This is a genomic window from Acholeplasma hippikon (assembly GCF_900660755.1).
Classification (GTDB): domain Bacteria; phylum Bacillota_I; class Bacilli_A; order Acholeplasmatales; family Acholeplasmataceae; genus Acholeplasma; species Acholeplasma hippikon.
Window position 1 is genome coordinate 1,121,094 of sequence record NZ_LR215050.1, and the last position, 21,917, is coordinate 1,143,010.

Below are 21,917 nucleotides of genomic sequence, written 5' to 3' on the forward strand. Positions count from 1 at the left end.
TCACCCAAAATATAAATATATTTATATTATATCACGTAAAGGATGCCAAAAAATGTTAATATTAGCCTCAACTTCACCAAGAAGAATTGAATTAGTACAATCAGCTGGTTTAGACTTCATCACAGCATCTCCAAAGTTTAATGAAAAAGAGATTAGTACAAAAGATATTGCAGTAGAAGAATATGTTCAACTGCTTTCTAAAAATAAAGCACTATCGTTAGTAAATGATTATAAAAATGATGTTATTCTAGCTGCTGACACAATCGTTGTATACAATAATGAAATTTTAAATAAACCAATAGATGAAGAAGATGCTTTCCGTATGTTAAAAAAATTAAACGGAAAGAAACACTCTGTGTTAACAGGAGTATGCATTATAAAAGGTGATTTGATTGAATCATTTTATGAACGTTCTGAAGTAACCTTTAATAAGATGACTGATGAAGAAATTTATGCATACATTGAAACAAAAGAACCAATGGATAAGGCAGGAGCTTACGCTATTCAAGGCATAGGGTCTAAATTTGTTAAAAGTTATGATGGAGATTTTCATACCATCATGGGATTGCCTTTAAAAGAAGTACTAAAAAAATTAAAAGACTTATTATGAAAAACGCCTATCAAACGATAGGCATTTTTTATTTCTTTTTATTAAGGATTTCTTTTAGTTCGTCTTCATTAAAAATATATTTTTTATTACAGTACTGACAAACAATTTCAGCTTGTTTATCTTCTTCGATAATTTGTTGTAAAGTGGCCTTATCAAGCCTTCCAAGAGCGCTTCTAAATTTAGGTTTTCTGCATCCACAGTGATATTTAATTTCTCTAGTTTCTAGAATTCTAGCAGTTGAATTTGATAAGGTATCTATTAATGCTTCTGGCGATGGATTATGCATTAAAAAATCTGTTACTGAAGGAACTTTTTTTAATGATTCTTCCAATTTATCTAAAGTTTCATTTTTACAATTAGGTAATACTTGAATAATGAAACCACCCGCAACTAAAATCTTCTGAGTTTTATCTACTAAAACACCAAGACCTACAGCAGAAGGTGTTTGTTCACTTGTTGCATAGTAGTATGTAAAATCATCAGCGATTTCTCCTGTTTGAAGTGGAGCTGATGAAGTGAAGAAGTTACCGTTCCAGTCTTTTGTTACATGTAAATAACCTAAACCTACTGCAGCACCAACATTAAGCTTGCCTTTTTTTGGACCATCTTCATATACCATGTAAACATATGGATTTTTAATTGTAGATTTAACCACGCCATCATGCGCATCAACAGTCATTTGACCAATTGGTCCATCACCTTCAATTTTTAACGCTAAGCGTTCTCCATCTTTATACATTAAAGACATCATTGCAGAAGCAGTTAAAAATCTCCCCATTGCAGCTGATGCTGTTGGATGTGTATTGTGGAATTTACGTGATTTTTCCACAAGTTTAGTACTGTTTGATGCATAAATACGCACTTGATCATCGTATGCAAGCGCAATTACTGTATAGTCTTTCATAAAACACCTCTTAAATCATTATATATGATAAAATATCAAAGGTGAATAAAATGAGTTTTAAATTAGGAAAATATGAAATAAAAAACAAATTAATCTTAGCGCCAATGGCAGGTGTTTCAAACTCACCATTTAGATTACTCGCTAGAGAGTATGGTGCAGGCGTTGTTTTTGCTGAGATGGTATCTGATAAGGCTGTCTTTTTTCAAAATGAAAAGACATTAGATTTGCTTTTCATGACACCAGAAGAAAAACCTGCAGCTCAACAAATCTTTGGTAGCGATGTAAAAACAATGGTTGAAGCAGCTAAATTTATTGATGAACATTCAAACTGTGATTTTATTGATATAAACATGGGATGTCCAGTTCCAAAAGTAGCCATTTCTGCACAAGCAGGATCAGCAATTATGAAGGACCCTAACAAAGCATATGAAATTGTTAAAGCAGTCAAAGAAGCAATTTCTAAACCAGTTACTGTAAAAATTAGAACAGGTTGGGATGAAAATTCAATAAATGCTGTAGAAGTTGCTAAAATGGTTGAAAAAGCTGGAGCATCAGCAATTACTGTTCATGGTAGAACACGTGCCCAAGGATATTCAGGTGAACCAAACTTAGATATCATTAAAGCGGTTAAAGAAGCAGTTTCTATTCCTGTTTTTGGTAATGGAAATATCGTTGATGGACCATCTGCTAAGTACATGTTAGAGTACACAGGTTGTGATGCGGTGATGATTGGACGTGGTGCATTAGGTAACCCATGGATTTTTAGAGAAATCAATGCTTACTTAAATAATGAACCAATTCCACCAAGAAGATATCATGAAGTAAAAGAATTAATGATTAGACACTTTGATGACTTATCAGCAATGAAAGGTGAACATGTAGCATCGTTAGAAATGCGTTCACATGGACCATGGTATTTAAAAGGATTACCAAGTGTTACTGAAGTTAGAGCTAAACTTGCAAAATGTACATCTCGAGCCGAGTTTGTAGAACATGTTAATCAGTACTTCAGTCAATTTAAAGAAGACGAAATAATTAAAGGCGAAAATTAATTTACTAGATTGCTTGCATATTAAAAAGTTCTTTGATATACTTTCTAGGAATGTAAGTCCTAAAGAAGACACACCCTGCCTCATTATGGATTTTAACAGTCTCATAATAGGACACTTCAAGTGTCTTTTTTTTTTGGAAAATTATATTCAAGGAGGAGAAAGAATGCAAAAAGAAAACGTGATTGGGTATTTACCTGATGAGAGACCTAGTTTTGGTAAAGCTTTAGTATTTGCTTTACAACAATTCTTGGTTATGTTACCTGCAACGGTGCTTGCAGCGATTATTATGAATGGTTTTGGATTAGAATTATATTCTATTTCAGCAGCTATTCTTGCTAGTGGAGTGGCAACAATTGGTTTCCTATTAATTACCAAATTTCAAATTCCACTCTATTATGGTTCATCATTTTCATATATTGGTGCTGTTTCAATTGTTGTAAGTTATGCGGTTGATCAAAACAGTTCCAGTGCTTCAGTATTGGGGTCTGTACTTATCGCTTCCGTAATCTCAGGATTAATGTCGATTGGTGCAGGCCTTTTAATTAGGTTTTTTGGCAAAGATAAAATAGATTTAGTCCTTCCAGGTCATATTACAGGAATGATTGCGATGATTATTGGTTTAAGTTTATCAGGAAATGTGATGTCCAACATCTTAAATGTTAGTTCAAATGGAGTCGATTGGATTAGCGTTTTTGTATCACTAGTAACATTCCTAACAATTGCCATATTGACAGTAAAACTTAAAAAAGGATTTATCTCTCAAATCCCAATCCTTTTAGGATTAGCAGTCGGTATCGTGGTAAGTTATTTACTGTGGGTTCCTAATCAAGGAAACGGATTCTCATTTAGTAACTACCAATCCTATTTTCAAGGGATTATTTCTCATCAACAAGTAAGAATTGTTGATGTCATGCCATGGGTAACGATTAAAGCTGCTTTTGAATCACCTAACTTAATTGGAATTGCAATCATTGCAATCTTCCCGATTGCCTTTGCAACGATACCTGAATCAGCAGCACACGTAAATCAAATTGATTTATATGTAGATTCCTTAGCAAATCAAAAAGGTAAAGAAGGATACGGTATTAAAAATAAATTAGATATGAACTTAATTGGTGATGGTGTTGGCGATATTATTGCAGTTATGTTAGGCGGACCTGCAGGAACAAACTACGGGGAAAATGTTAGTGCCTCAGCAGTAACAAAAAACTTCTCATCATATGTATTTATGATTACTGGAGTGATTGCGATTATTGCAGGAATTTTATTAGAGGTTTTAAATATTGGTAATTTAAGTTTAATATTAACAAATCCAGTTGTTCAAGGTATCTCATTATACCTATTCGGTGCAATTGCAGTTCAAGGTATAGCTTTAATGATTGATAAGAAAGTAGATGTTTTTGATCCAAAGGTAATCGCCGTGATGGGTTTCATCGGTATTGTTGGATTGGGTGTATCAGAAATTCCTGTAAGTCACAACTTTGTGCTTCCTGGAATTGGAGTAGCTGCTATCGGAGGTATCATTTTAAATATCTTCTTAAACTTAATAACAAATAAAAAAGGTGTTGCTTCAGCATAGCAACACCTTTTTTATATACTGTTATAATTGGAATCCTTTAGAATATAAAATAAAGTAAACAACAAACGCAACTGAGAAGATATAGATTAATGGATGAACTTCTTTACCACGTTTTTGAGCAAGCATTGCTACAGCGTAAGAAATAAATCCAAATGCAATCCCGTCAGCAACTGAATAAGATAGAACCATACCAATAATTGTTAAGAAACTTGCTAAGGCAACAGCTTTATCTGACCAATCAATTTCAGCAATTTGGCCAGCCATTAAGACACCGACTAAAACTAAAGCCATTGAAGTAATCGGGAAGATATTAAAGATTGGCATTAATGGATAAAGTAAAATTGATAATAAGAATAAAATAGCTACAACAATATTAGAAAAACCTGTTCTAGCACCTGATTCAACACCTGTCGAAGACTCAACAAATGAAGTAATTTCTGGAGTTCCTAAAGATGAAGAAATTAAAGTACCAATAGCATCAGCAAATAATGCTTTTTCTAAGTTAGGGATAGAACCATCCTCATTTTGAATACCAGCAACTTTTGTTACACCAACTAATGTACCAGCAGTATCGAAGATATCAACGAATACTAAGGCAAATAAAATAACTGGTAAAGTTGTTAATTTAGCAGAAGAAGATAAACCACCTTGTGTATCTTGAAATAAAGTTCCAAATCCCTTCACAAAGCCAAAGAAAGATTCTTTAAAACCGGCTAAACCAGCATATCCGTTAGGATCAATATTCACTTCTTGAAGACCTTTAACACCAGCTAAACTTAAGATAACATAAAGTAATGCTGTTGCAGCAATTGAAATAATAAATGAGAATCTTGAAAGTTTATTTTTTAGGTTATGTAAAACAATAATTAAGATAATACCGAATAAAGCAACTAAAACTGAAGGATCAGTTAAATTACCCACTTTTACTAATGTTGCAGGATCAGCAACAATAATTTTTGCATTATTTAAACCAACAAATGCAATGAAGAAACCAATACCAGCGCCAATTGCAGCTCGTAATCCAGCAGGGATTGCTTCAATTAATTTTTGGCGTAATGGTGTGAATGTAATAGCAACGAAGATTACACCACCGATAAATGAAATAGCTAATGCCTCTTGCCATGTATAACCAATTGTCATTACAATTGTGAAAGTGAAGAAGGCATTAACTCCCATTCCAGGTGCTAAGGCAACTGGATAGTTTGCAACAAAAGCCATAACTAAAGTTGCGATTGCAGCACCAATAGCAGTTGCTAAGAATGCTCCTCCTAATGGAATACCAGATGCACTGATCATGCTTGGGTTTACAGCTAAGATATAAGACATTGCTAAGAATGTCACAAGTCCACCGATAATTTCAGACTTGAAATTCGTTTTGCGTTCTTCAAATTTAAAGAACTTTTTAATTGAGTTCATAGTACTCTCCTTTTTCTTTATTGGTTTGAAAAGAATGTCAGAAAAATAAAAAAACCTTTTTGACTTGCTGAAGGTACAAAAGGTTTCTATCTACATGACAACTTAAAAAGAAAAAGTTGTTCATCGTAGTCACTTCTTTTACGGTGAAGTGGTAGAAACTCTGGCTACCATATTTAGCCAATTATACGACAAAACTTATCAAACACGGTTAGAGTATATCATGCAAAAACGGTCCTTGCAAGGAAAGTAATATAGAAAAAAAGAAGGCGATGTATGAAAACGCCTTCTTCATTATTCGTTGATATATTTTTTATATTGTGCTGCTTGGACCGGAGTTAAAACAACGCGTACTTTAATGCCGTCTTCAACATATTCACTATCTAGAACTCTAGTATGTTCTTTAAGTTGTTGGAAGATGTTTCCTTTATTAAACGGAATCACAAATGTATAAATTCTACTTTCTGGATAAAGATTGGAATCTATTGCTTGAAATAGTTCATCCATACCCTCACCAGTTTTATTGGATATATAGATATATTCTTCATTTAATACCGGTGCACTTATTCTTAAGTCACGTTTAGTAACAACAAGTAATCGTGGAATTTGGTCAACGCCTAAACTCTTTAATATTTGTTTAGTTAATTGAATTTGTAGTTCAGAAGGATTCTTACCATCAATAATATGAAGAATTAAATCTGCCGAAGTAATATCTGATAATGTTGATTCAAATGAAGATACGAGTTCATGAGGTAATTTGTTAATGAAACCAACAGTATCAATTAAGATGAATGCTGGATGATTATCTTTTTTAATACGTTTTGCTTTTGTATCTAAGGTTGCAAATAACATATCTTTTTCAAATACTTTTGTTTTATTTTCACCAAACTGTTCTGTGAAATAATTCATTAGTGAAGACTTACCTGCATTGGTATATCCGACTAATGCGACAACTGGCACTTGATTTTGAATTCGTTTTTGAACGTTAATTTGACGTTCTTTTTTTATTTGTGATATTTCATATTTTAATTGTGAAATTTCAGCACTTAAACGACGTCTATCAAGTTCTAATTTGGTTTCACCAGGCCCTTTAGCGTTAAAAGAACCACCACCTTGACGTGACAATGAATTACTCATTCCAACGAGTCTTGGTAGCATATATAGTTTTTGTGCGAGTGCAACTTCCATCATTGCCTGTTTTGTCTTTGCACGTTCTGCAAAGATTTGAAGAATTAAGAATGAACGGTCAATGACTTGTACATCTAAATATTTTTCTAGGTTTCTTAATTGACCAGCCGCTAAAGTATCATCAAAGATAACTAAATCAATGTTTAATACATCAATCATTTTTTTAATTTCTTCAACTTTTCCACTACCTATATAGTATCTTGGATCAATTGAGTCACTTGATTGAATGACTTTATCGATTGTTTTAATATTACAAGCTAACGCTAATTCTTCAAGTTCATCAACTGATTCCTTTGTAATTTGTAAACTTGTTCTGTAATTTAGAGCAACAAGTAAAGCTCTATCTAATGTCTGCATTAATTACTCCCCATGCGATTTGTAGTTTAATACTACACTAATTTTGGTTATGGCCAAAAACGATTTGAGAATGATATATTCTCTATTTTAAATTTGATATATTTTTTGATCTAAATTGTTCATGGGTATCACCTTATCTATGGAAAATACAAATTGAGACTTTCTCAAGTTGTCACTAAGAAAATTATAACATATGACTAGAGTTTCTTATGCTAAAGATAACATAATATGTTATACTTTAATTAAAGTTGTAAACGAAAGTGAGTTTTAAACATGAAAATAACTTGGCAAATGGTTTTAGATTTTTACATCATATTTATTCTTGTTTTACTAATCTTAAAATTTGTTTTACATAACAAGAGAATTCTCTCAATGTTTATGTTCTACTTAGGAATTTTAGTGTTAACAGCAATAGCAAAATTATTAAATTTAGAAGTATCTGATACATTCTTCAAAATTTTTCCAATGGGATTCTTTATCTTTATGGTTGTTGTTGCAGCACCAGATATTCGATTAACGCTTGAGTCTTTATGGAAAGAAACTGTAAAGAGCGGTGTTGTTCAAATGAGTAGTGAGAAAACCAAAAATGAAATAATCAAAGCTGCAATGGCACTTTCTAAAGAGAGTATTGGTGGATTGATTACAATTGAAAAACATAATACACTTGATCAATATTCTCAAAGAGCCATTCAGTTAAACTCAGATGTTTCACGTGAATTACTAATTAACATCTTTACACCAAACACACCATTACATGACGGTGCTGTAATTATTCGAGGCGATAAAATTGTGTGTGCGGGAGCTTACTTTATTCTTTCAAGCAATGAGAACTTTGATAAAACAACTGGATCTCGTCACCGTGCAGCATTGGGTATTTCTGAAATTACAGACTCATTAACAGTTGTTGTTTCTGAGGAAACAGGAAGTATTAGCATTGCGATTAATGGGGTCATGACAAAAATGAAAGATGAAAATGCTCTAAATGAGTATTTATCATTATTCATGAAGTAAGGAGCATATGATGAAAGTTATTAAACAAATTCTAAACTTCATTTTTGAACCCGTAAGATTCGTAGGGTCAAGAAACATTTCAAATGTTATTGTTAAATTCTTTGATAAACATAAATGGTTAATTTATGTATTAGCACTAGTCATTACAACAGCTGTTTTCATCATTTATTACATTTAAAAAAATATTAACAGACTAAACGGGGGGAACTATGGAAGTATTTGCTCAACATCCAGTATTTGGAGTTATCATCGCGGTCTTCATCATCATCCTTGTTATAACTGAATCCATTCTTAAAGAGAATTTACTTAAAAATAGATTAACTTTCTCGTTTATTAATTTAACGATATTTGTTGTCTTACTATTCTTTTATGAATCTTTAATTCTAACAAGTGAAGATTATTTAATTGCATATATTGTGTATTTATATTTAACTTATGGAGCATTCTTATTAGCACTTTATAAAACTTTTAAAAACGCAATCACAAAAGGTTCACAATACCAGTTGTTTGTTAAAGGTATTAAAAATACAAAATGGAATGTTTACTATATTGTCGATCAAAAAGAAAGAATTAAAGATATTTCAACTTCTTTATTAAGAGAATTAAATCTAGATAAAGAAGAAGTGAGTGGTAAAAAATTTATGTCAGTTTTTTCATCAAAAGTGAGATTCACTAAGATGAATGGGGACGATATTAACGACCGAACGTTAGAAAAGTATTTCATTGATTATAAAAAGCGAGTAAGTCCAAATGAAAGTGAAGAAATGGAACTTAACTTCCAAAATTTCAGAGGCGATACAACGATACTTCATATGAATATGCAACCTTTATTTGTCTTAGGAAAATATAAAGGAAGAATGTGTATCGGTGAAAAACGCACAGAAGAAGAGTTACTTGCGGTTGAAAAAGAATTGAAAGCAACAGATAGAGAACTCGAATCTATTCGTCATAAATTTATTGCTACATTAGAATTATCGGATGAGGGACTATTCTATATTGATTTAGATGAAAAGACAATTTGGTTAAATGATAGTGTAACTGAACAATTAAAGTTACCTACAAACGAATTAAGTTTAGCAGATTATAGAAAATTAATAGAGCCACAAGATTTACAAAAGTATCTTCAAATAACGAGTGATTTAACACCGAATAAACAAATTTATGTTGTAAGTTATCGTTTAAATGTTAACGGACAACAAATGTGGGTGAAGGAAAAAGGTAAACGTTTATTTGAGGATAAGAAAAATGCAGTCATTATGGGGATTATTAGTCCTGTAAATACGAGTCATTTTAGAAAATCAGGCATTGAAGTTCTAGACACAATTAAAGACGAAAATCATTTGTTACCAGATTTGAAATCATTAATTAAAAATGGTAGACCGTTCCAACTTGCAATCTTGAAATTGTCAAATATCCCACAAATTAATGAAATGCATGGCCGTGAAGTTGGTAACATGCTCATGGCTCAATATATTGCAAAAGTTAAACAATCATTTGTAACAGAAAGCTCTGATCTTTATAGATTATCAGGTCTAGAGTTTGCTTTAACAATTACAGATGCTAGAAAAATGGCATCACTATATAACGGAATCCGCGCAGAAGATAATCACTTAAATATGGTGATGGAATATGGTGCAATAACAGCTGAGGTTGAAACCTTCATTGGTGTTGCACAGATGTATGATGATGCAGTCAATGCACAAGATTTATATCAAAATGCAATGCGTGCATTAAAAACAGCCCAACTACCACAATTTAAAGGTCAAGGTTGTTACTATAAGGATATAAAATAATGACTTCAAAAAGCGATTTAAGAAAGATTATTATCAATAAAAGAAACAGCAACTTAGATGAACAAAACGATGCAGCTAAACTGCATATTTTGGCTGAATTGGATAAAAATCCAACGTTTATAGAAGCACGATTTATTGGTTTATATTATCCTCTTTCAGTAGAAATCGACTTAAGAGAAATTATTGAAAAATACCCAAATAAAAAATATGCATTTCCTAAAATTGTAGACGATAAAATGATTTATATTGAGTATACAAAAGATACAGTTTTTGAATGCAGTAATTTTAATGTATATGAACCAGTAGGTAGAGTAGATGTTTCAAATCAATTAGACTTAGTGATTGTTCCAGCATTAGCAATGAATAAAAGAAATTTTAGATTAGGATTTGGAAAAGGATATTTTGATAAATTCTTCAAAAAATGCCCGAATCCTTATAAAATTGGTATAATTTATAAAGATGAAGAAATTGACTTTAAGGAAGAAGACCACGATGTAGCATTAGATTGTTATTTGATGGGTTAAGAGGAGCTAAAAATGATTATTGAAACAGAGTTTGGTAACTTTGAATTAATTAAAAACTATCGTGATGCTTTTGATCTTCAAAAGTTTACTGAAAAATATGTAGATGTAGCTTTTGATAGATATACATATATCGTTGGTGATATTGCATCAGACATCTTAAGATTAAAAGGATTCTCTCAAGATCCCAAAGGTACAAATGGTTATAAAAAGATTCCTGATTATATTAATGAATCATGTAATCATAACTGTCCATTCTTTGTCTTAAAGAGAATCAGAAAAGAAAACGCTAAAGAAGCGAAAGAAACAAAGGTGCTTGAAGGAGAAGAAAAAATCGTAGAAGTCGTTCAAGCAGAATAATTTATTTGTAGGAGAAAAAACATGGAACAAAGAGAACAAGTAGAAAAGATCATTAGTAAATTAAGACCTTATATCCAAAGAGATGGTGGAGAAATCGAGTTAGTAAATATTGAAGACGGCATCGTTTATGTAAAGATGGGTGGAGCATGTGATGGATGTTCTGCAATTGATGTCACATTAAAACAGGGAATTGAGTCAATGTTACTTGAAAATGTACCAGGTATCATTGCCGTGGTTACAGTTTAATGATTTCAACAGCAAACGCTGTCATTATTATTACGATTTCTGCAATGGTGATTGCGCAAGTCTTAAAATTCTTTATCGACTTCGCAATTAACAAAAAACCTAATGAGTCGATTTTAATTTCCACAGGTGGAATGCCATCAAGCCATAGTGCATTAGTTACATCTTTAGTTACAGCAATCGGTTTATTTCAAATTTATGATACTGGCAAGATTGGATTAGAGTTTGCAATTAGTTTTGTTTTAGCTTTAGTCGTTGTTCATGATTCAATGGGCATTCGTTATGAGGCAAGTAAACATGCTAGAGCATTAAATGAAATTAAACTTAGATTAAACTTAATTGAAAATATCGATATTGAAGAAAAAAAATTTAAAGAATCATTAGGACATAAACCAAAAGAAGTGTTAGCGGGTATTCTTTTAGGATGCTTAGTTGCAGTACTTGGGTTTGTGCTTTTTAGACTGATATGAGAACATTTGGGATAGTCGTTGATTCACTTATCAATTTAAATTTCAAGGAAAGAATATTTCAAGATGCGAGTATCGTATCGCTTTCTTTCATGATGAATGAAAAACTCTATATTGAAAATAATAAAGAAAAATATAGAAAAATTAATAAGAAGGATCAATTAAAACCTATTCCAGTTAAAACAGAAAGTTTCATAGAAGTATTTAAAGAACAAAAAGCACTTGGCTATGAGACTGTGATTTACTTAGCAAGTTCTACATATTTTATAGATACAATCAATCAAGCAAATTTAGCGAAAACAATATTAAATGATCCGAATATTTATATTATTGATACGCAGTCATTTGGACCAGGTATTGAATATTTGCTAGAGATTATAAATTTTAATAAAGACAAAAAAATAAAAGATTTAATTCAAATAATTTATGAAAGTATTGAAAAAGTAAACATTTTATTTTTAAAAGAAAAAGTTATTAATTTAGGAGTTGCTAAAATCAAATTACCGCTTTATGAAGCCGTTTTATTCAAAGGTGAATTCTTTAAATACAAAACAATATTTAAATCAAAAACACTACATTTTATGAATGAATATATTAATCGTAATATTAAGATTGGTGATAAACCATATATTAAAGTGTTTGCCGCAAATAAAATGGAAGATGCAAAAATCCTACAACATGAAATTCACACTTTTAATAAAGATGTTGAAATTTCAAATTATGGCGTTGTGCCACTTGTTGTAGCGTATTATTTAAAAGAAGGGTCCGTAGGAATTTTATACGGAAATTATGGTGAATAACGATGGAACGTTCGTTACGTCAAAGAATTATGTTTGTCATGTTTGCAATTGTATTAGCATCAGTATTATATGCTGGAATATTTATTGGAGATTTTGATTTTATTATTTCAAATCTATACTTAGTGTTATTCCTTGCGGCACTTTATATGGATCATACTGATCGAAGTCGAATTGTTTTAGTACTTTCGGCAGCTGTATTAATTGTTAGAATTATTTTAGGGTTTGCACAAAATCCAAGTGTTGCACTATCACTTCCAGGGATTGCTCAAATTGTACTCTATGTTGCTCTATATTTATTTGCTCAAAGTTTTTTAAGTAATTCGTTTAGAAAAAATAATACAACATACATGATTATTATCTTGGCACTTCCGGCAGCAATTTTTACAGCGAGTGATTTCCTATCAATCTTTAGAGCAGTTATTGGAAATATTAATTTATCTTCTGTATTTATACTTGCATACGCATTGATCGATTTAATTTTCCCAGTATCAATTATTACTTACACAGCATTAAGAATGAATAGAATTGATTAAATAATACCCTTCGTTGAAGTAGTCAATACTTTGTAGACATAAAAAATTATTTAAACCTCAATTCAGTTCTATACTGTATTGGGGTTTTATATCTTAATGAGTATGCTAATCTTTCATTATTGAAATACTCAACATACTTTTTTATAATCTCTAATGGATTATCACTGTGATAAAAATTATAGTCATATTTAAGTTCATCTTTGATCCAACCATTTAGGGATTCAATAATTGGATTATCTGTAGGGGTTGCTATTCTCGACATTGATCTTTTTATGGTATGATTAAATAAAGAGTTGAATCCTCTTGAGGTATATATTGCTCCTTGATCAGAATGCACAATCGTGTCAAGGTTCATATATCCTCTTTTTTGTTTTTGTCTTAAAAAGTTTTTTGCAGCTGTATAGTGATTTGAAGGACTTGCACCATAATTACTGCGTCTAATATCGTAAGATATAATCGTATGATCAAATAAATCAATATATAGATTCCAGTCATATTTACCACTTTTATGCGTTAGTATTGTTGTATCTGTACATACTTTCTCAAATGGACGACTTGTATGAAAATCATGTAGTAAATTAGGATATATCTCGTGTTCTTTTCCGGACTTGTGGCGCTTCATTCTTGCTTTTGAACGAATACCTAATAATTTACAGCACTGATGGCATAAAAGGTCTGAAAAGTATCGTTTTGTTTTATTCCTAATATGCTCCGCTCTATGTTTATAACCCCATACTTTATGCTTCTTATAACTTTCTTTGATTTCTTCGATTAACCATAATCTGTTAATTTGGTACCTGTTTAAGGTACCTTTTCTTTTTATCCATTTATAATATCCTGATCGTGATACACCCATATATATACATAAATTTTCAATATTCATTTCTTTACTTAATAAAGCTATGATTTCGTATTCGCTTTGGATTTTCTTCTTAACTTTATTTCCATCACCTCCTCGGTTGTGTATCCTTTTTTTAAACGTTCATTCTCTATTCTTAATTTCATGTTTTCATATTGGAGTTGTTCTAATTCTGTTAGGTTTTTCTTTAGCATAAATTTAGAAAGTGGATTCCCTGGCTTTCTCTTATTCTCTAGTGCATCTATGCCACCTTCATTATATTTTCTGACCCATGTTGAAATCATTCCGTTAGATATATTATTCTTTCTTCCTAATTCCAGTGCACTACATTCGCCCGATAGAACCAGCTTAACATATTCATACTTAGCTTCTTTACTCCAGTATCGTGATTCAGTCTTATTCTTAACACCTTTTGGTCTTCCCATAGTTATGCCTCCTTTTACTTAAATTATACAAAAAAAGATGCTAGTAGTTTTTTGTGTCTACTAACATCTTACTATTTCATTCGTGGGTATTTTTTTGTAATTAAGGCATTTATCACAAAATAATGAAAACATTAAGAAAAAGGCTAAATTTCTACCGTTTTCATGTGTATTCTCATGTTTTTTTCCTTTATAAGGAGTATGATAAATGATATAATAAGTTGAAAAATAAGAGAGGTTAGTGGGTTATGGAAAAAGGCATTATCTTATCATGTAAAATAACAGGTATTCAATCTTACGGTGTGTTTGTTGAATATGAAGATTATCAAGGACTTATCCACATTTCAGAAGTATCAGATCGTTTTGTTGCAGATATAAACAAATTATTTAATGTGGGTGATTTTGTAAATGCCAAAGTCATTGATTTTGATGATGCTACAAAGAAATTGCAACTTTCTTATAAGCAAGCCCAACAAGTTAACCAACGTGTTTCTCAACAAGTTGACATAAAAATCGGATTTAGATCCATTGAAAAGAAAAGAAATGAATGGATAAATCAAAAGAAAGAGGAAATAAAATGAGTTTAAAAATCGATATCAAAAAAGCGCAACAATTTTTAGATAAAAAAGTCACAATATTGCAACCAAGAGTAAATGAAGTTCACAAGATGATTAAAGAAAAAACAGGCCTAGGAAATGATTTTTTAGGATGGTTAGATTTACCTTATGCATATAATAAGGAAGAAGTCGAAAGAATCTATAAGTTAAAAGAACAATTTAAGAATTTAGATGTTTTAGTGGTTGTTGGTATTGGTGGTTCATATTTAGGAGCTAAAGCTGGTTTAGAATTTGTTAAAGAACCTTTCAAGAAATCAAAACCTGAAATTATCTTTGCTGGAAATCACTTATCAGCAAATTACTTAAAGAATTTATTAAAATACTTAAACAAGAAAAACTATGCAATCAATGTTATTTCTAAGTCTGGTACAACAACAGAACCTGCAGTAGCATTTAGATTCTTAAAACAACATATTGAAGCTAAATATGGTGTAGAAGAAGCAAGAAGAAGAATTTTTGCTACAACAGATAAAGCACGTGGTGCATTATTCCAACTAGCAACACAAGAAGGATATGAAAAATTTGTAATTGAAGATAATGTTGGCGGTCGTTTCTCAGTATTATCTGCAGTAGGTTTATTACCATTTATTTTTGCAGGTGTTGATGTTAAAGAAATTTTAGCTGGTGCACAAAAAGCTTATGATGATGCACAAGACCCGGATTTAAAGAAAAACCCAGCATACTTATATGCTGCAACACGTTATGCTTTATATGAATCAGGTAAAGCAGTTGAATATTTAGTAAACTATGAACCACGTTTAGGCTTCTTCGCTGAATGGTGGAAACAATTATATGGTGAATCAGAAGGTAAGAATGGTAAAGGTTTATTAGTTAACTCAGCATCATTTACAACTGACTTACACTCATTAGGTCAACAAATTCAAGATGGACAAAGAATCATTTTCGAAACAGTTATGCAAGTTAAGAAAACTGATAAATTAGCTATTCCATTTGATGATGCAGATTTAGATAAATTAAATTATATTGCAGGGAAAGAAGTAAGTTATGTTAACTTACAGGCTTTACTTGGTACACAAATGGCACACGTAGATGGTAATGTTCCAAACATTTTATTAACAATTGATAAGATGGATGCTTACCACTTCGGATACTTAGTATACTTCTTTGAAATTGCTTGTGCGATGTCAGCTTACTTATTAGGTGTTAACCCATTTGATCAACCAGGGGTTGAAGCTTATAAGAAGAACATGTTTGCTTTATTAGGGAAGAAATGAGAAAGTTTACAACAAACTCAAGAGAAGAAACAATTGAATTAGGCGAAAAAATTGTTAAAGCTTTACCTAAAGATGTAAAAGTAATTCTTTTAGATGGTAACTTATCAGCAGGTAAAACAACAATTACTAAAGGTATCGCTAAAGCACTAGGAGTTAAGGGGATTGTCAATTCCCCTACTTTTACGATTTTAAAAACTTATCCTGGGGATGTAACGCTATATCACTTAGATTTATATAGATTAAATGAAGTAGGCAACGACTTTGATTTAGAGGATTATATTAATGATGAAGATGGATTTACAGTCATTGAGTGGCCTTATCAAGTCAATCAACTCTTACCAGATAGATACGTCGAACTGAAGTTAACGTTTATTAATGAAGACACACGAGAAATTGAAGTTCACTCACATCATATAAACGATGAATGGGAAGCCAACATATGAAATATTTATTAATTGATACATCAACAGATGTTATGGTGTTGATGTTACACGAAAATAACAAGTTAATCGACAAAATATTTAGAAAAGGTAAATCAGATCACCAAGCATTTATCGTTCCTTTAATTGATGAATTATTAAAGAAAAATAAAACAGATATTAAAGAAATTGATGAATTTGTGATAGGGATTGGACCAGGTTCATATACCGGATTACGTGTTGGATTAATGACAGCGAAGATGTTGTCATATACTTTAAACAAGCCGTTAATGAAAATTAGTAGTTTAGCATTTTTAGCTTCAGGATATGATGATGAATTAATCATTTGGCATGACGCTAGAAATAACGATGGATTCCAAGGTGTCTTTAAAAAAGGTGAATTAATCGGCGAAGAATCCGTTAGAAATTTAAATGATTTATCAGAAGAAGAAAAAAATAAATTATTAATCATTAAAGAAGATACTATTAATATCGATAGTAATAGAGTCATCAAAAACGCTATATTAGTTAAAGATGTGTTTGCGATTGTACCAAACTATTTAAGAAAGACTGAGGCAGAAAATAAACTTGATCAGGAAAGCAGATCTTAAAGATCTAGAAACAATTGTTAAATTAGAAGAAAAAATATTTAACCATTCATTAGGTTATTCATTTTTACGTCAAGAGATGTTGGAAAATCCATTTTCACGCATCTTTGTTTATGAAAAAGATGATATGATTATTGGATATATTTCATATCGTGTGATTGATAAAAATGCAGATATTATTAATTTTCTAATTGACACGCCTTATCAAGGTTTAGGTCTTGGCAAAGAATTATTTAAAACAATTACGTATGAAATGAAGTCAGAAGGTGTTGAGTCACTTGTCTTAGAAGTAAGAAGTAAGAACACTAAGGCGATTCATTTATACGAACAATTTGGTGCAAAACATATTCGCACACTTAAAAATTATTATGGCGATGATGACGCCTATATGATGATCATGGAGGTAAAATAATGATTATTTTATCAGTAGAAACTTCATGCGATGAAACTTCAGTAGCTATTACTAAAGATGGAAAAGAAGTCTTATCAAATGCAGTTTTATCACAAATCAAAACACATGAACGTTTTGGTGGTGTTGTCCCAGAAATCGCTTCAAGAGCACATATTGAGATGATGCTTTACATGTTTGAACAAGCGATGAAAGATGCAAATGTAACAGTTAAAGATATTGATTTAGTTGCTGTGACACAGGGGCCAGGATTAATTGGTTCATTACTTGTTGGAATTAATGCAGCAGCAACCTTTGCTTATGCAAATGACTTACCAATTATAGGTGTTAACCATTTGATTGGACATATTTATGCATCACAAATCAATCACGAAATGAGATTTCCCTCACTATGCTTATTAGTGAGTGGTGGACACACAGAATTATTATTAATTAAGGATCATATGGATATTGAAATTCTTGGTACAACTTTAGATGATGCTGTAGGTGAAGCATACGATAAAGTTGGTAGAATCTTAGGATTAAACTATCCAGCAGGACCAATTGTTGATAAACTTGCACATATTGGAGAAATTAAATATAAATTACCTAAACCTTATTTAAAAAATGAACCATTTAACTTCTCTTTTTCTGGACTTAAAAGTGCCGTGTTAAACTTAGTACATAATATGAAACAAAGAAATGAAACGTTCAAGGTTGAAGATGTTTGTGCATCATTCCAAGATGTTGTTACGGAAGTATTGGTTGAAAAAACTTATGCAGCAGCAAAAGAATTAAATGTTAAACAAGTTATTGTTGCTGGTGGAGTTTCAGCAAATAAAGGTTTACGTCATAGATTAGTTTCAACAATTACCGATTTTGAAGTTATATTTCCAGAATTCCAATATTGTACTGACCAAGCTGCGATGATTGGTATTGCTGCATATTATCAAAACAAAATTCAACAGGCTGAAAATAAATACGGTATCAAAGGTACCTCAAGTTTAGCTTTTGACCACTTTAAAATAAATAGTTAAGCAAAATATAGAGAGTATTGTTAAAATACTCTTTATAATTATATTAAAGGTAGGGGGGAGAGAAATGAAATTAATTTTTAGATTAATCAAGATTATACTATTGCTAATTACGTTATCACCATTTATTTTATTAGCAATAATGTACAAAGGGTATACAATACCAGCTGATGACTTTTTAGTCACAGAGGAACTATCATTTACTGATATCGCAGCAAGAAACTTAGATTTATTTTTAAGTGATCCAAGTAAAGAATCATTTGAATTCACGCTCACTAAAAATGAAGCAAATGCTGCAATGAAGACTTTATATGCTAAAGATAATCCTTCATTCATGTCAGAAGATGAATCTCTTCCGAAAGAAGACAGGTTATATGCAATTAAATTTGGCAACTTTGGTGGTTTCAAAGGAGCAAATATTACATTTGCTGAAGATGAATTAACAATTACTGCTGGAGCTGATGCAGGATTTAATGGTATATACTATAAAACAACATTAAAAATTACATTAGGATTAGTGATTGATGCAGTTGAACTTGAAGATGGCACGACACAAACCGTTATCAAGTTAGCAGTTAAAAGTGTAAATATTGGTAACTTACCAGTCTTTTGGATGTATGATGGAGCAAATTGGTTAGTTAAACAAATATTCAAAAAATCAATAAATGAATTTATTCAACAATCTATACAGGGTTTAGGTAACTTTGACTTAGACACACGTACAGTTGTTATCACATCAAAAGATATTTTAGGATTTGTTAATAATTCTAATGAAAACGCAATGTTAGATGCTGTGTTTGCGATGGTAGATGAATTAGAATTAATTGAATCAACCTTTACGGATACACATGGTGGATTGAAACTTGAATTAGGTAAACTAAGATCAACTGATGCAGGCTATGTATTAACAAGCCAACTTCAAAATGATCAAGATGTTGAAACATTATTTACAGGTCAACTATCAAGTTTACTTGTATCAACTTTATTATCAAATGAATCAACATTAAAATATAACATGCATGAAATGGCATTTAATCAATTACTTGATTATTATGTAAGAGATTCAATGAATATTTCAGAAAAAATTGAATTAGGTGGAGAAGCTTATCTTATTCAAACAGAGCCACTCTTTGCTCGCTTTGTAAATAACCAAGTTCATTTTAATATTATTTTAAAGATAGTTAAGGAAAGTGACCCTACGAAGCAATTTAAGACAAGTTTTATCTTAAAAACTACACCTTCAGTTAATGCTTCAGATTTAGTATTTACAATTACTGAAGTAGGTATTGGAGATACTGAAACAGTATCAAGTGCAACAATTGAAAAAGTATTGAAACTTGTAGGCGAAACAGATATCATCCAAGGAAATCAAATTATTTTAGAAGATTTCTTAAACGAATTTGCTACACAAGGTGTGACTGTTAAACAAATCAGTGTTAACGGAAGTTATTTAGTATTTGAATTAGAACCAAACGGAACAAATGCTTCAGTCTTAGCGGAACTCCAAGATGCAATCTCAGATGCTTTAAATGATGTTTTACAAGATCCTGAATATGCAGATGTCTTAGATGCCTTTGAAGATTTCTTAGCAAATCCGACTAGCAATGATACAAGTGGAATTTTAGATGCAATCAATAATTTAGACCCTACCCAACAATCTTTATTATTTGATCAATTACTAGATTCGCTTGGTGATATTAGTAATTTAGGCAATTTAATCCCATAAAGTAAAAAAAGGGTTGAAGATATAATCTTCAGTCCTTTTTTCTATGATATAATGTAATAGATAATTTATAAGATATTCTTATAAAAAAACAATTAATGAATAATTGTTTAACTTATTATAAGTAAGAAGGTGCAATTCATGGAAAATCAATCTAATTTTATTAAGTCAATTATGGAAGAAGATTTAAAAACTGGCAAGCATAGTAGCATTATCACAAGATTCCCACCAGAACCAAATGGATTCTTACATATTGGACATGCGCGTGCAATTATCACTAACTTTGAATTAGCTAAAGCATTTGGTGGCTATACTAATTTACGTTATGATGATACAAACCCATCTAAAGAAGATGATATTTATGTTAAAGGTATTTTAGAAGATGTTAAATGGTTAGGCTATGAACCACATGGCGTTTATTTTGCGTCTAACTATTTTACAGAAATGTATGAAAGAGCAAAACTTTTAATTAGAAAAGGTTTAGCTTATGTTGATGATCAAACAGCAGAAGAAATCGCAAAAACTAGAGGAGACGTTGTCACTCCAGGTATTCCTTCACCATATCGTAATCGTTCAGTTGAAGAAAACTTAGAACTATTTGAAGCAATGAAGGAAGGTAAGTTCAAAGAAGGGGAAAAAGTTTTAAGAGCTAAAATTGATATGGCTAGCCCTAACATGAACATGCGTGACCCAGTTTTATATAGAATTAGTTTTGCACATCACCATAATACAGGTGATATGTGGAAGATTTATCCTATGTATGACTATGCACATCCAATTGAAGATGCGATTGAAGGAATTACACACTCACTATGTTCATTAGAATTCGAAGACCATAGACCATTATATGACTGGGTTGTTAGAGAAACTGAAATGCCTTTAGTGCCAAGACAAATTGAATTTGGTCGCTTAGGTATTGAAAACACAGTGATGTCAAAACGTTACTTAAAATTCTTAGTTGACCAAGGTTTAGTAGACGGATGGGACGACCCAAGAATGCCTACAATTGGTGGTTTAAGAAGAAAAGGTTATACAAAAGAAGCAATTCGTGCATTTATTCTTTCAACTGGTTTAAGTAAAGTGAACTCAGAAGTTTCTGTTGATATGTTAGAATCTTTCGTTAGAGAAGACTTACAAGCTAAAACGAAGAGAGTGTTTGCGGTAGTTAACCCACTTAAAGTGACTATCACTAACTATCCAGAAGATAAATTAGAATTTGTTGAAGTTGAAAATAATCCAGATTTATCTATTCTAGGCAGAAGAAAAGTTGCCTTTGGTAGAAATATCTACATTGAAAAAGATGACTTTGTTGAAGTAAAACCTGATAATAAATTTAAACGTTTAAGTTTAGGTGGCGAAGTTCGCTTATTCCACACTTACTTCATTAAAGCCTATGATGTCATAAAAGATAAAAATGGTGAAGTTATTGAAGTTTTAGCAACTTATGACCCACAAACAAAATCAGGTTCAGGGTTCAAAGATAGAAAACCAGATGGAACAATCCATTTTGTTGAAGCGACAACTGCAATTCCTGCACAATTCAATTTCTATAAGAACTTATTATTAGATGATCAATCATTACCACTTGAACAACGTTTTAATAAAGATTCATTAGAAATCAAACATGGTTTTATTGAAAGTGCATTAAAAGATGTTCAACATCAAGAAAAATTCCAATTCGTAAGAAATGGATACTTTAACTGTTATTTTGACAAGAAACATAAAAATCATTATGTTTTCAATGAAGTTGTTGCCTTAAAGAGCAGTTATAAGTAAGATTA

Annotated in this window: 25 protein-coding genes and 1 riboswitch; of the genes, 20 read left to right on the forward strand and 5 right to left on the reverse strand. The window is 31.3% G+C overall.

The genetic code is table 11. The annotated features are described in order from the left end of the window. Nucleotides 1-52: 52 nt before the first annotated feature. Nucleotides 53-610, forward strand: coding sequence for a Maf family protein (locus EXC59_RS05530; protein WP_162163872.1), 558 nt, complete (start codon nt 53-55; stop codon nt 608-610). 28 nt (nt 611-638) lie between these two features. Here the strand turns inward: EXC59_RS05530 and hslO are convergent, their stop codons facing one another. Continuing rightward, nucleotides 639-1,514, reverse strand: a complete 876-nt coding sequence (gene hslO, locus EXC59_RS05535; RefSeq protein ID WP_035368222.1) for an Hsp33 family molecular chaperone HslO — start codon at nt 1,512-1,514, stop codon at nt 639-641. Nucleotides 1,515-1,564: 50 nt separating this feature from the next. Here hslO and dusB point away from each other — a divergent pair, with 50 nt between their 5' ends. Continuing rightward, nucleotides 1,565-2,566: a tRNA dihydrouridine synthase DusB gene (gene dusB, locus EXC59_RS05540; protein WP_035368224.1), complete on the forward strand. Its 1,002-nt coding sequence runs from the start codon at nt 1,565-1,567 to the stop codon at nt 2,564-2,566. Nucleotides 2,567-2,729: 163 nt separating this feature from the next. After that, on the forward strand, nt 2,730-4,145 hold the full coding sequence (locus EXC59_RS05545; RefSeq protein WP_035368225.1) for a uracil-xanthine permease family protein: 1,416 nt from the start codon (nt 2,730-2,732) through the stop codon (nt 4,143-4,145). Between the two features lie 21 nt (nt 4,146-4,166). Here the strand turns inward: EXC59_RS05545 and EXC59_RS05550 are convergent, their stop codons facing one another. Together EXC59_RS05550 and hflX are read right to left on the reverse strand one after the other, a co-directional pair. Next, a complete protein-coding gene (locus tag EXC59_RS05550) occupies nt 4,167-5,561 on the reverse strand; it encodes an NCS2 family permease (protein ID WP_035368227.1) in 1,395 nt (464 codons plus the stop codon). A 106-nt stretch (nt 5,562-5,667) separates the two neighbouring features. After that, nucleotides 5,668-5,770, reverse strand: a riboswitch (purine riboswitch). Nucleotides 5,771-5,852: 82 nt separating this feature from the next. Further along, nucleotides 5,853-7,103, reverse strand: a complete 1,251-nt coding sequence (hflX, locus tag EXC59_RS05555; protein WP_035368228.1) for a GTPase HflX — start codon at nt 7,101-7,103, stop codon at nt 5,853-5,855. A gap of 273 nt (nt 7,104-7,376) precedes the next feature. On the opposite strand from hflX, the gene cdaA reads away from it, so the two are divergent. From cdaA to EXC59_RS05595, 9 genes are read left to right on the forward strand one after another with little or no spacing between them, the layout of a single operon-like run. Continuing rightward, on the forward strand, nt 7,377-8,114 hold the full coding sequence (gene cdaA / locus EXC59_RS05560) for a diadenylate cyclase CdaA (protein WP_084145058.1): 738 nt from the start codon (nt 7,377-7,379) through the stop codon (nt 8,112-8,114). Between the two features lie 10 nt (nt 8,115-8,124). After that, entirely contained in the window at nt 8,125-8,292 is a 168-nt protein-coding gene (locus EXC59_RS07135; RefSeq protein ID WP_156952784.1) for a hypothetical protein, read from the forward strand. 31 nt (nt 8,293-8,323) lie between these two features. Then, nucleotides 8,324-9,907, forward strand: a complete 1,584-nt coding sequence (locus tag EXC59_RS05565) for a GGDEF domain-containing protein (RefSeq protein ID WP_035368230.1) — start codon at nt 8,324-8,326, stop codon at nt 9,905-9,907. Then, complete coding sequence (locus EXC59_RS05570) at nt 9,907-10,431, forward strand: 5-formyltetrahydrofolate cyclo-ligase (protein WP_035368232.1); 525 nt, start codon at nt 9,907-9,909, stop codon at nt 10,429-10,431. Before EXC59_RS05565 ends, EXC59_RS05570 begins: the two co-directional genes overlap by 1 nt. Before the next feature lie 12 nt (nt 10,432-10,443). Then, entirely contained in the window at nt 10,444-10,788 is a 345-nt protein-coding gene (locus EXC59_RS05575; RefSeq protein ID WP_035368233.1) for a YutD family protein, read from the forward strand. Nucleotides 10,789-10,809: 21 nt separating this feature from the next. Next, nucleotides 10,810-11,034 (forward strand): NifU family protein, encoded by a 225-nt coding sequence (locus EXC59_RS05580; protein WP_035368234.1) that lies wholly within the window; start codon nt 10,810-10,812, stop codon nt 11,032-11,034. Then, nucleotides 11,034-11,501, forward strand: a complete 468-nt coding sequence (locus EXC59_RS05585; protein ID WP_162163873.1) for a divergent PAP2 family protein — start codon at nt 11,034-11,036, stop codon at nt 11,499-11,501. Before EXC59_RS05580 ends, EXC59_RS05585 begins: the two co-directional genes overlap by 1 nt. Further along, on the forward strand, nt 11,498-12,298 hold the full coding sequence (locus EXC59_RS05590; RefSeq protein ID WP_084145060.1) for a DegV family protein: 801 nt from the start codon (nt 11,498-11,500) through the stop codon (nt 12,296-12,298). Before EXC59_RS05585 ends, EXC59_RS05590 begins: the two co-directional genes overlap by 4 nt. A gap of 2 nt (nt 12,299-12,300) precedes the next feature. Further along, nucleotides 12,301-12,831, forward strand: a complete 531-nt coding sequence (locus EXC59_RS05595) for a hypothetical protein (protein WP_035368237.1) — start codon at nt 12,301-12,303, stop codon at nt 12,829-12,831. A 46-nt stretch (nt 12,832-12,877) separates the two neighbouring features. On the opposite strand, the gene EXC59_RS05600 is transcribed toward EXC59_RS05595, so the two are convergent. Both EXC59_RS05600 and EXC59_RS05605 read right to left on the reverse strand, forming a co-directional pair. Next, nucleotides 12,878-13,714 carry an IS3 family transposase gene (locus tag EXC59_RS05600; RefSeq protein WP_129614223.1) on the reverse strand — a complete coding sequence of 279 codons (837 nt, stop codon included), beginning with the start codon at nt 13,712-13,714 and terminating at the stop codon, nt 12,878-12,880. Between the two features lie 17 nt (nt 13,715-13,731). After that, on the reverse strand, nt 13,732-14,115 hold the full coding sequence (locus tag EXC59_RS05605) for a helix-turn-helix domain-containing protein (RefSeq protein WP_129614222.1): 384 nt from the start codon (nt 14,113-14,115) through the stop codon (nt 13,732-13,734). 245 nt (nt 14,116-14,360) lie between these two features. Here EXC59_RS05605 and EXC59_RS05610 point away from each other — a divergent pair, with 245 nt between their 5' ends. The 8 genes from EXC59_RS05610 to EXC59_RS05645 all read left to right on the forward strand — a co-directional run bounded on the left by EXC59_RS05610 (nt 14,361) and on the right by EXC59_RS05645 (nt 21,912). Continuing rightward, entirely contained in the window at nt 14,361-14,693 is a 333-nt protein-coding gene (locus EXC59_RS05610) for a S1 RNA-binding domain-containing protein (protein WP_162164085.1), read from the forward strand. Next, a complete protein-coding gene (locus tag EXC59_RS05615; protein WP_162164086.1) occupies nt 14,690-15,964 on the forward strand; it encodes a glucose-6-phosphate isomerase in 1,275 nt (424 codons plus the stop codon). Before EXC59_RS05610 ends, EXC59_RS05615 begins: the two co-directional genes overlap by 4 nt. Next, nucleotides 15,961-16,407 (forward strand): tRNA (adenosine(37)-N6)-threonylcarbamoyltransferase complex ATPase subunit type 1 TsaE, encoded by a 447-nt coding sequence (gene tsaE, locus EXC59_RS05620; RefSeq protein ID WP_162164087.1) that lies wholly within the window; start codon nt 15,961-15,963, stop codon nt 16,405-16,407. Before EXC59_RS05615 ends, tsaE begins: the two co-directional genes overlap by 4 nt. Next, nucleotides 16,404-16,994 carry a tRNA (adenosine(37)-N6)-threonylcarbamoyltransferase complex dimerization subunit type 1 TsaB gene (tsaB, locus tag EXC59_RS05625; RefSeq protein ID WP_051659082.1) on the forward strand — a complete coding sequence of 197 codons (591 nt, stop codon included), beginning with the start codon at nt 16,404-16,406 and terminating at the stop codon, nt 16,992-16,994. The genes tsaE and tsaB overlap by 4 nt, the downstream gene beginning before the upstream one ends. After that, nucleotides 16,972-17,403, forward strand: a complete 432-nt coding sequence (gene rimI, locus EXC59_RS05630) for a ribosomal protein S18-alanine N-acetyltransferase (RefSeq protein ID WP_035370055.1) — start codon at nt 16,972-16,974, stop codon at nt 17,401-17,403. Before tsaB ends, rimI begins: the two co-directional genes overlap by 23 nt. Beyond that, nucleotides 17,403-18,416 carry a tRNA (adenosine(37)-N6)-threonylcarbamoyltransferase complex transferase subunit TsaD gene (tsaD, locus tag EXC59_RS05635; protein ID WP_035370056.1) on the forward strand — a complete coding sequence of 338 codons (1,014 nt, stop codon included), beginning with the start codon at nt 17,403-17,405 and terminating at the stop codon, nt 18,414-18,416. Before rimI ends, tsaD begins: the two co-directional genes overlap by 1 nt. 64 nt (nt 18,417-18,480) lie before the next feature. Continuing rightward, nucleotides 18,481-20,139, forward strand: a complete 1,659-nt coding sequence (locus EXC59_RS05640) for a hypothetical protein (protein WP_035370057.1) — start codon at nt 18,481-18,483, stop codon at nt 20,137-20,139. Nucleotides 20,140-20,277: 138 nt separating this feature from the next. After that, on the forward strand, nt 20,278-21,912 hold the full coding sequence (locus EXC59_RS05645) for a glutamine--tRNA ligase/YqeY domain fusion protein (RefSeq protein WP_035370058.1): 1,635 nt from the start codon (nt 20,278-20,280) through the stop codon (nt 21,910-21,912). Nucleotides 21,913-21,917 lie beyond the last annotated feature (5 nt).